This window comes from Streptococcus sp. HMSC077D04, assembly GCF_001808785.1.
In the GTDB taxonomy this organism is placed as follows: domain Bacteria; phylum Bacillota; class Bacilli; order Lactobacillales; family Streptococcaceae; genus Streptococcus; species Streptococcus mitis_BX.
On record NZ_KV794529.1, the window covers coordinates 87,450 to 96,377 of the forward strand.

At 41.3% G+C, this 8,928-nt stretch carries 8 protein-coding genes and 1 pseudogene; 3 read left to right on the forward strand and 6 right to left on the reverse strand.

What is annotated here, in order from left to right; genetic code table 11:
• Positions 1-55: 55 nt before the first annotated feature.
• The 4 genes from HMPREF2701_RS04250 to HMPREF2701_RS04265 form a co-directional block, all read right to left on the reverse strand.
• The gene (locus HMPREF2701_RS04250; RefSeq protein WP_061590028.1) at positions 56-2,020 is read right to left on the reverse strand and encodes a peptide ABC transporter substrate-binding protein; all 1,965 of its coding nucleotides are present in this window, start codon (positions 2,018-2,020) and stop codon (positions 56-58) included.
• A 136-nt stretch (positions 2,021-2,156) separates the two neighbouring features.
• Positions 2,157-2,291, reverse strand: coding sequence for a 50S ribosomal protein L34 (gene rpmH / locus HMPREF2701_RS04255; protein WP_000831905.1), 135 nt, complete (start codon positions 2,289-2,291; stop codon positions 2,157-2,159).
• A 144-nt stretch (positions 2,292-2,435) separates the two neighbouring features.
• Positions 2,436-3,650, reverse strand: coding sequence for a pyridoxal phosphate-dependent aminotransferase (locus HMPREF2701_RS04260; protein WP_000666476.1), 1,215 nt, complete (start codon positions 3,648-3,650; stop codon positions 2,436-2,438).
• 156 nt (positions 3,651-3,806) lie between these two features.
• On the reverse strand, positions 3,807-4,109 hold the full coding sequence (locus HMPREF2701_RS04265; RefSeq protein ID WP_033681216.1) for a hypothetical protein: 303 nt from the start codon (positions 4,107-4,109) through the stop codon (positions 3,807-3,809).
• 161 nt (positions 4,110-4,270) lie between these two features.
• On the opposite strand from HMPREF2701_RS04265, the gene HMPREF2701_RS04270 reads away from it, so the two are divergent.
• Positions 4,271-4,723 (forward strand): universal stress protein, encoded by a 453-nt coding sequence (locus tag HMPREF2701_RS04270; protein WP_000079148.1) that lies wholly within the window; start codon positions 4,271-4,273, stop codon positions 4,721-4,723.
• A 136-nt stretch (positions 4,724-4,859) separates the two neighbouring features.
• On the opposite strand, the pseudogene HMPREF2701_RS04275 reads toward HMPREF2701_RS04270, so the two are convergent.
• Positions 4,860-6,252, reverse strand: a pseudogene (locus HMPREF2701_RS04275) (Cof-type HAD-IIB family hydrolase).
• 65 nt (positions 6,253-6,317) lie between these two features.
• Here HMPREF2701_RS04275 and HMPREF2701_RS04280 point away from each other — a divergent pair.
• Complete coding sequence (locus HMPREF2701_RS04280; protein ID WP_033681212.1) at positions 6,318-7,280, forward strand: asparaginase; 963 nt, start codon at positions 6,318-6,320, stop codon at positions 7,278-7,280.
• Positions 7,281-7,333: 53 nt separating this feature from the next.
• On the opposite strand, the gene ccpA is transcribed toward HMPREF2701_RS04280, so the two are convergent.
• Positions 7,334-8,344 (reverse strand): catabolite control protein A, encoded by a 1,011-nt coding sequence (ccpA, locus tag HMPREF2701_RS04285; RefSeq protein WP_001090628.1) that lies wholly within the window; start codon positions 8,342-8,344, stop codon positions 7,334-7,336.
• Positions 8,345-8,579: 235 nt separating this feature from the next.
• Here ccpA and HMPREF2701_RS04290 point away from each other — a divergent pair, with 235 nt between their 5' ends.
• Positions 8,580-8,897: a DUF960 domain-containing protein gene (locus HMPREF2701_RS04290; protein WP_000886035.1), complete on the forward strand. Its 318-nt coding sequence runs from the start codon at positions 8,580-8,582 to the stop codon at positions 8,895-8,897.
• Positions 8,898-8,928 lie beyond the last annotated feature (31 nt).

Below are 8,928 nucleotides of genomic sequence, written 5' to 3' on the forward strand. Positions count from 1 at the left end.
ACGTGGTTTGAAGAGATTTTCGAAGAGTATTAACTGAAAAGCATGACTAGGAATATCATTGAATGTGGTTAGCTAAATCTTCCTGAGCTTTTTTATTTGACTCAGCTTTTTCTTTCAGCCATTTTTCATAGAGTTCTTGATACTGTTTAGCAGTGACTGGCTCTTTTTGCAATTCAACATATTTGTAGTTGTCCGCATTTCCTTTATGACCAACGAATGAGAATGGACCTGTAAACGGTACACTCTTACGGAAGATTGGGTTGGCTCCACCACTTTGAACTGGTAGGAAGAGGGCACTATCTGTCAACCAAGCTTGGGCTTCAGCATATTTTTCATAGCGAGCTTGAGTATCTGTGATTTCCGCATCAGCCTGATCCAAGAGTTTCTTGTAGTCAGCAAGACCAATCTTATCCTTGACTTCCTTGTCTTTTCCTTCAGACAAGCCCATATTTTTCAACTGAGAACCTGTCTCTGGGTCTAGAATCGCTAGGTAAGTCTTAGGATCTGAGTAGTCTCCACCCCATCCTGAGATGTCGATATCGTAGTCTTTTTGTTCTGCTGTATCTGCAAAGTAGGTTGCTTGGTCTTTTTCATCTGGAGAAAGTTGGATAACATCGATGACCACATTCTCCTTACCAAGGGTTTCTTCCACTGTTTGTTTGAAAGAGCCGGCCTGTTGCACATCTAATTTAGCAGTCTGGTCAACTGGCATATCCAAATGAATTGGGAAAGTTACTCCCTGTGCTTGCAGACTTTCTTTGGCCTTGGCAAACTTCTCTTTGGCCTTTTCAGGATTCAAGAAGGCTTGCTTACCATCGTTTAGATTGATATTTGCCCAATCTTTACCGTAGTTGACAATTTTCTCATTGACAATGTCACCGAAGTTCTTATCGCCAACTTGGACAAAGTCACTTGGTGTAACCGTATTACGCAAGATACGGTCTGCTCCTTCTTCACCATTTGTCTGTGCTGCATAAGCATGACGGTCAAAGGCAAAGTTGATAGCCTGACGGAAATCCTTATTTTGCATAGCTGCGCGTGAATCTGTCTTTTCCTTATCAGACTGTTTCATCGTCTGCTTGTAGCTTTGACGATTAACGTTGAAAAGATAATAGAAAGTCACTGAGTTTTGTGGTGTGTAGGTAATCTTGTCCTCATTGCCCTTCTTGAGTTCAGCAAATACTGAACTTGTTGGGAAGATACGGCCATCAGTATAGTTACCATCCAAGAAACCTCTAGCAATGCTGTCTTGGTCAGAACCGTCAAAGAAAGAGAGTTTCACTTTCTCGATTTTAACATTATCCTTATCCCAGTAATTAGGGTTTTTGTCAAGTTCAATCAAAGATTTGGATGTGAAGGATTTAAACAAGTAAGGACCATTTGACAAGATACTTGATGGTGTCACACTTCCAAAGTCATCTCCCTGAGACTTCAAGAAGGCTTCATTTACAGGACTAAGGATACTTGCTGTTGTTTTAGAGTTCCAATAAGTTTCAGGTTGGTTGAGAGTGTATTGTAGAGTGTAATCATCCACTGCCTTAACACCAACAGTACCAAAATCAGATGATTTCCCTTCAACATAATCTGCTAGACCCTTGATAGAGTCTTGTACCAAGTACAAGTTTTCAGCCTTTTTATCAGCCGCATACTTAAGACCTGTCACAAAGTCATGAGCGGTTACATCTGCATACTCTTCTCCTTCAGAAGTGTACCATTTAGCCCCCTGACGGATTTTATAAGTGTAGGTCAAACCATCTTTTGACACCGTCCATGACTCAGCCATAGAGGGAATGAGATTGCCATACTGGTCGTTTTCCAACAAACCATCAATCAAGTTGGTTGTGATACTAGATGTAGAGTCTCGTGTAGAGGTAATATAATCCAAGGTATCTGGGTTATTGACAAAGATATAAGAGTAAGTCTTGTCTGCATTACTTGATTGAGATGATCCACACGCTGCTAAAGCTAGACCTGCTGTCAAAGCCATAGCTCCAAAAAGCATAACTTTTGATTTCTTCATGATTATTCTCCATTTTTACAGTATGTGAAATATTATACACTATTCGAGCAAAAATATAAAGCTTTTTGTACTTTTTTACAAAAATAAAAATCAGTAGACTCGAGTTCCTACTGATTTTTGATAGAATTCGTTTGGATTATGCAGCCAAAACTTTGCGTCCTTTACGACGACGAGCTGCCAATACGCGACGACCGTTTTTAGTTGACATACGGTTACGGAATCCGTGTTTGCGCGCACGACGAAGTTTACTTGGTTGATAAGTACGTTTCACGATGAATACCTCCTCATAGATTTTGTATTCGTTTAGCCGGCTATAAAGTGATCAGTTACTAAACATACTTTACTATTCTATCTGATTCTTTTACTTTTGTCAATAGCTCAAGGCAAATGTTTCCAGCTTTTTCGAATGTAAGCCCTATCTACGATACTGTTTCAAGAAACGAGTCATCTTTTCTTGGATTTGGGCTAGTTCATCAACACGAGGAAGGTAAACAATACGGAAGTGGTCTGGTTCCTGCCAGTTAAAGCCTCGACCATGAACCAAGAGAACCTTTTCCTGCTTCAAGAAATCAAGGACAAATTGCTCATCATCATCGATACGGTACATATTGCGGTCGATTTTAGGGAAGATATAGAGCCCAGCCTTGGGTTTAACCGCAGACAAACCTGGAATATCTTGAATAGCATTGTAGATGAAGTTTCTTTGTTCATAAATCCTACCACCTGGAAGGAGCAATTCATCGACTGATTGGTGACCACCCAAGGAAGTTTGCACGACTTGTTGAGCTAAAACGTTAGAGCAAAGGCGCATATTGGACAGCATATTGAGCCCTTCGATATAGCCCTTGACATGAGTCTTAGGTCCAGACAAGACCATCCAACCTACACGGAAACCAGCGATACGGTGAGATTTTGATAGACCATTCATGCTGACACAGAAAACATCTGGTGCCAAGCTAGCGACAGGCGTATGCACATGACCATCCATGACCATGCGGTCGTAAATTTCATCCGCAAAGATAATCAAATCATTTTGACGGGCAATCTCAATAATCTCCAGCAAGAGTTCCTTAGGATAAAGGGCTCCAGTTGGGTTATTTGGATTGATAAGGACGATTGCCTTGGTATTGGAAGTGATTTTTGACTTAATATCGTCAATATCTGGGTACCATTCTGCAGCTTCATCACAGACATAGTGAACGGCATTTCCCCCAGCTAGGCTGACAGCTGCTGTCCAGAGAGGATAGTCTGGCATTGGCACCAAGACCTCATCCCCATTGTCCAAAAGCCCCTGCATGGACATAACAATCAACTCACTAACACCATTTCCAAGGTAAATATCATCAATATCCACATTTGGGAATTTCTTCAACTGGCAATACTGCATGATAGCCTTACGGGCTGAGAAAATTCCTTTAGAGTCAGAATACCCTTCACTATCCCGCGCATTCATAATCAAGTCATGAATGACCTCGTCTGGCGCTGTAAAGCCAAATTCTGCTGGATTTCCTGTATTCAGACGTAAAATCTTTTCTCCATTTGCTCGCATTCGCATGGCTTCTTCCAAAACAGGACCACGGATATCATAAGCAACATGCTCTAACTTACTAGACTTGTTATATTCTTTCATCTTGTTTCCTCAATTCATCAGGATAGTAACATTATACCACTAGAAAGAAAATGCGACAAGTTTACTGAAATGTGTTACTAAAATCCTACAGAAGAAAAACCTCACTAAGAGCGAGGTCAAGACAGGGGAGATAGCAGGTATTTTGCGAAAGTCACATCACATACCAAAAGATAAACCTAGAAAAAGCAAGCCTAAAAAGGAGTCATAAAGAAGATTGAACATGAGGAAAAGCCCCCATATCATCAAGTAATCCCAACGCCCACTTCGTTTTGCAACCAGGAATAATAGAAAATGGTAGAGTAGGTGAAAGACTAAAAAGCCAACAAAACCTGGATAGAGAAGCGGAATTAGCTTCTCTAATTGCCAGACCATGATAACTTCTAGCAAGACTGAAGCTAGGATGATTCCATAATAAAGGAAATTTGAATTTTTTGTTTCTTGAAAAGAGCTTTTCATCATTCTCCCTCCCTTCACTTGTTTCCTGCTATCCTTTCTTTTATTTTATCATATATTTATATAGTTTTTAAGCGCTAACATTCTTTTGAAAAATACTTTTTTTACTTTACTTCTATAGTGAAAAGGTTTACAATAATAGTAAGAAAATTTCAGGAGGTTTCATTATGGCACAACGTTACCAAAATATCATGGTCGCAATCGATGGTTCTAAAGAAGCGGACTTGGCTTTTGTCAAGGGAGTTCATTCTGCTCTACGAAACGACGCTAAGCTCACCATCGCACATGTCATTGACACACGCGCGCTCCAAAGCGTATCCACCTTTGATGCTGAAGTTTACGAAGAACTCCAAGTCGACGCTGAAAGTCTGATGAAAGAGTACGAAAAACGTGCTAAAGATGCTGGTGTGGCAGATGTTCATATCGTCATTGAAATGGGAAATCCAAAAACCCTCTTGGCACGTACTATTCCCGATGCTGAAGAAGTGGACCTCATCCTCGTTGGCGCAACTGGTCTCAACGCCTTTGAACGCCTCTTGGTCGGTTCTTCATCTGAATACATTCTCCGCCATGCTAAGGTCGATTTGCTGGTGGTGAGAGAACAAGAAAAAACCTTATAATCACAAAGAAAAGGAGCCCCTAGCTCCTTTTTGTTTACTATTTATACTCTTCGAAAATCTCTTCAAACCACGTCAACGTCGCCTTGCCGTACGCAAGTACAGCCTGCGGCTAGCTTCCTAGTTTGCTCTTTGATTTTCATTGAGTATTATTTCTCTCTTTATGGCGTTCATAAGCCTTGAGCTGGCGCTGCAGTTCCTTTTTAATCGCAGGTTCTGGAGCATATTTTTCTTCCCAATCATCTGGTTTTAAGATTTTGTGGGTCACTGGATCAAAATGAGCCTTGCCATCTGGGAAAATTTTCCCCATATTGGCCTGATGAACAATATCAAAAATACGTTCTGGATCCACCCCCATCAAAACAAAACTACCATAGGTAAAATAAAGCGTGTCAATCAGGGCATCTACCTGCCCTATCAAATCTTGCTGAGCAGGCGTCTTCTTAGCTACTTTATCTGCTGCCTTATCAAGAGCTTGATGAAGTTGCGATAGTGCTTGACCAAAGTCCTCTTCAGAGGGACTGGCTGCTCGAACAAACTCCACCAATTCTTCTATTTTAAAGCCAGCCCTGTGGGTTGCACCTTCTAAATCCCAAGCTCGTGGTTCTTCTTGGGTCCGTTCATCCATCATGTGGTGGAAGGTCTTGACCTTATTGAAATGATAGTCACGGCTGACAAAGACTTTTTCTGAGGCCAGAACACCAAAATGTTCCAAGGCCTTGTGGATTCCATCTTGCTGATTGCTGGTAGTGATGTGCTTGGCAACTTCCTTGACACTGCTACTACCATTTCCCATAGCGACCGACATACCGACACCCGCCAGCATTTCTAGGTCGTTATCTGAGTCACCAAAGGCCATGACTTGGTTGAGGTCAAAGCCATATTCTTTCCCGACTCGGCGTATGCCTTCCAATTTAGAGTTTCCTTGATTGATGACATCTGCTGCAAAAGGATTGCTACGTGTCAATTTCAAATCTTCAAAATCAGCTGCTGCCTTCTCAGATTCTTCTGGTGTCATCAGCATCAAAACTTGGTAGATGGGCTGATTCATTAGATCAAGTAGGTCTTCTTCCTTTTGGGGAACAACCTTGCTGACCATGCGATTAAAGGAATGACTCACTGTCCGAGTTAAAACCGAGGGAACGAAGCGACTGATTCGTTGGGAAAAAGAACCCAAACCAAAGGACATGATTTTAGAACCCAACATGGCATCCTTGGTCCCTAGGGCAATCTCCTTACCCTCTTTTTTAGCATACGTAATGAGCTGGCGCAAATGTAACTTGGAAATTGGGCTCGTGAACAAGACTCTGTCTTTAGTAAAGATATACTGGCCATTGTAGGTTATCGCAAAATCCAGATCCAAATCATCCATCAATTCCTTAACAAAAAAAGGTCCTCGACCTGTCGCTACGCCAACAAGCACCCCTTGTTCTTTGACAATTTTAATCGCGTCCTTAGTGGATTTCAAAACACTCTTGCGATCGTTGACCAAGGTTCCATCGATATCAAAAAAAAACAGCTTTGACTTCCATCCTATCCCAATCTCCCCTTTTGTGATACAATGATTATACCACATTTCAGAAAGAGTGAGTAAATCATGCCTAAGAAAATCCTTGTTTTACATACGGGCGGAACTATTTCCATGCAGGCCGATGCTTCTGGCGCTGTTGTGACGAGTTCAGATAATCCCATGAACCATGTGTCCAACCCACTTGAAGGAATACAAGTCCACGCCTTGGACTTTTTTAACCTGCCAAGTCCTCATATCAAACCCAAGCATATGCTAGCCCTCTACCAAAAAATCAAAGAGGAAGCAGATAACTACGATGGAGTGGTGATCACACACGGGACCGATACTTTAGAGGAAACAGCCTATTTCCTTGATACCATGGAAGTTCCCCATATGCCTATCGTTCTAACAGGTGCCATGCGCAGCTCCAATGAACTCGGCAGTGATGGTGTTTATAATTACCTAAGTGCTTTACGAGTAGCTAGTGATGACAAGGCTGCTGACAAAGGTGTTTTGGTTGTGATGAACGATGAAATCCATGCCGCCAAGTATGTTACCAAAACACATACGACCAACGTCAGCACCTTCCAGACTCCAACACACGGGCCACTTGGTCTGATTATGAAACAGGAAATCCTCTACTTCAAAACAGCTGAGCCCCGTGTTCGCTTTGACCTTGATCACATACAAGGATTAGTCCCTATCATCTCTGCTTATGCTGGTATGACAGATGAGCTGATTGATATGCTGGATTTAGACCAATTGAACGGTTTGATTATCCAAGCCTTCGGAGCTGGTAATATTCCCAAAGAAACTGCTCAAAAATTAGAAATGCTTCTACAAAAAGGAATCCCAGTCGCTCTAGTATCACGATGCTTTAACGGTATTGCAGAACCTGTTTATGCCTACCAGGGTGGGGGCGTGCAGTTGCAAAAATCTGGTGTCTTCTTTGTTAAAGAACTCAACGCCCAAAAAGCCCGTTTGAAACTCCTCATTGCCCTCAATGTCGGACTAACAGGACAGGCTTTGAAAGACTATATGGAAGGCTAAACCTCTTCTCTAGAAAGCAAAATCAGGAAATCTTCTCGATTCCCTGATTTTTTCTATTTCCGTTTTCGTGTCGAACGACGTTCTGTCAAACCATGAGGTAAGAGAACTTCACGTTCTTCCAACTCTTCTTTGTGCATAATCTTAGTCAACATACGCATACTAATAGCACCAAGGTCATAAAGAGGTTGGGCGATAGTTGTCAAGTTTGGACGGGTAAAGCGTGAGACTTGCGAATCATCACTAGTAATGATTTCAAACTCTTCTGGTACTGACACACCCTTATCAGCAAGACCGTTCAAGACACCTGCTGCCAACTCATCACCTGTTACAACTGCTGCAGTTGCGTTTGATGAAATCAAGCGTTCTGCCAAGGCATAACCGTCTTCATAAGTGTATTTAGATTCAAATACCAATCCTTCGCTATAAGAAATACCTGCTTTTTTCAAGGCTTCCTTGTAGCCAACCAAACGAACCTTACCATTGATATCATCCACTAGTGGACCGCTAACGAAAGCAATGCGCTCATTTTCTTTAGCAAGGTAGGTTACTGCATCAATCGTTGCTTGTTTGTAGTCAATATTGACACTTGGAAGCTGATGTTCTACATCCACAGTTCCTGCAAGAACAACTGGTGTGCGAGAACGAGAAAACTCTGAACGAATTTTTTCAGTCAAGTGGTACCCCATAAAGATGATACCATCCACTTGCTTAGAAAATAGTGTATTGACAACTGAAACTTCCTTGTCATCGTCCTCATCACTATTAGCAAGGACAATATTGTACTTGTACATTTCAGCGATATCATCAATCCCTTTAGCAAGTGTTGAGAAATAACCATTGGTAATATTTGGGATTACGACACCGACAGTGGTTGTCTTTTTACTTGCCAGACCACGCGCCACTGCATTTGGACGGTAATCCAAACGGTCAATCACCTCAAGCACTTTTTTTCGAGTATTCTCTTTTACATTCTTATTGCCATTGACTACACGGCTAACTGTCGCCATTGAAACTCCTGCTTCACGGGCGACATCATAAATCGTTACTGTATCGTCTGTATTCATTCCATTTCCTTTCTATATCATACCTCACGAAACTCCAAAAAAGAGACAGTATGAAAATTTCGTTTTCATGATTCTACTTATTCCATTTTATCACTATTTGTAAACACTTTCAAGCGTTTTTTGAAGATTATTTGAAAAAATTTCATAGGAAACTATATTTATGAAGAAAAAATCACCTTTTCTTGATTTTTAATCCTATTTGCTGTATGATAAGGGAAAGAAAGGGGGTAGAAATATGGCTTTTACCAATACCCACATGCGGTCGGCTAGTTTTGGCATTGTTACCAGCTTGCCTGATGATGTCATTGACTCTTTTTGGTATATCATCGACCACTTCTTAAAAAATGTCTTTGAATTGGAAGAAGAACTTGAGTTTCAATTGCTCAATAACCAAGGAAAAATTACCTTCCACTTTTCAAGTCAACATCTCCCTACAGCCATTGATTTTGACTTTAACCACCCTTTCGACCCTCTTTATCCCCCGAGAGTCTTGGTTTTAGACATGGATGGTAGAGAGACTATCCTCCTCCCAGAAGAAAATGACCTATTTTAATGCTCAATGAAAATCAAAGAGCAAACTAGGA

What these genes read in the sequence shown, in the direction of transcription:
- HMPREF2701_RS04280 (WP_033681212.1), top strand. Translation starts at nt 6,318, where the DNA reads ATGCCTAAGAAAATCCTTGTTTTACATACGGGCGGAACTATTTCCATG.
- HMPREF2701_RS04265 (WP_033681216.1), bottom strand. Translation starts at nt 4,109, where the DNA reads ATGATGAAAAGCTCTTTTCAAGAAACAAAAAATTCAAATTTCCTTTAT.
- HMPREF2701_RS04250 (WP_061590028.1), bottom strand. Translation starts at nt 2,020, where the DNA reads ATGAAGAAATCAAAAGTTATGCTTTTTGGAGCTATGGCTTTGACAGCA.
- HMPREF2701_RS04270 (WP_000079148.1), top strand. Translation starts at nt 4,271, where the DNA reads ATGGCACAACGTTACCAAAATATCATGGTCGCAATCGATGGTTCTAAA.
- HMPREF2701_RS04290 (WP_000886035.1), top strand. Translation starts at nt 8,580, where the DNA reads ATGGCTTTTACCAATACCCACATGCGGTCGGCTAGTTTTGGCATTGTT.
- HMPREF2701_RS04260 (WP_000666476.1), bottom strand. Translation starts at nt 3,650, where the DNA reads ATGAAAGAATATAACAAGTCTAGTAAGTTAGAGCATGTTGCTTATGAT.
- ccpA (WP_001090628.1), bottom strand. Translation starts at nt 8,344, where the DNA reads ATGAATACAGACGATACAGTAACGATTTATGATGTCGCCCGTGAAGCA.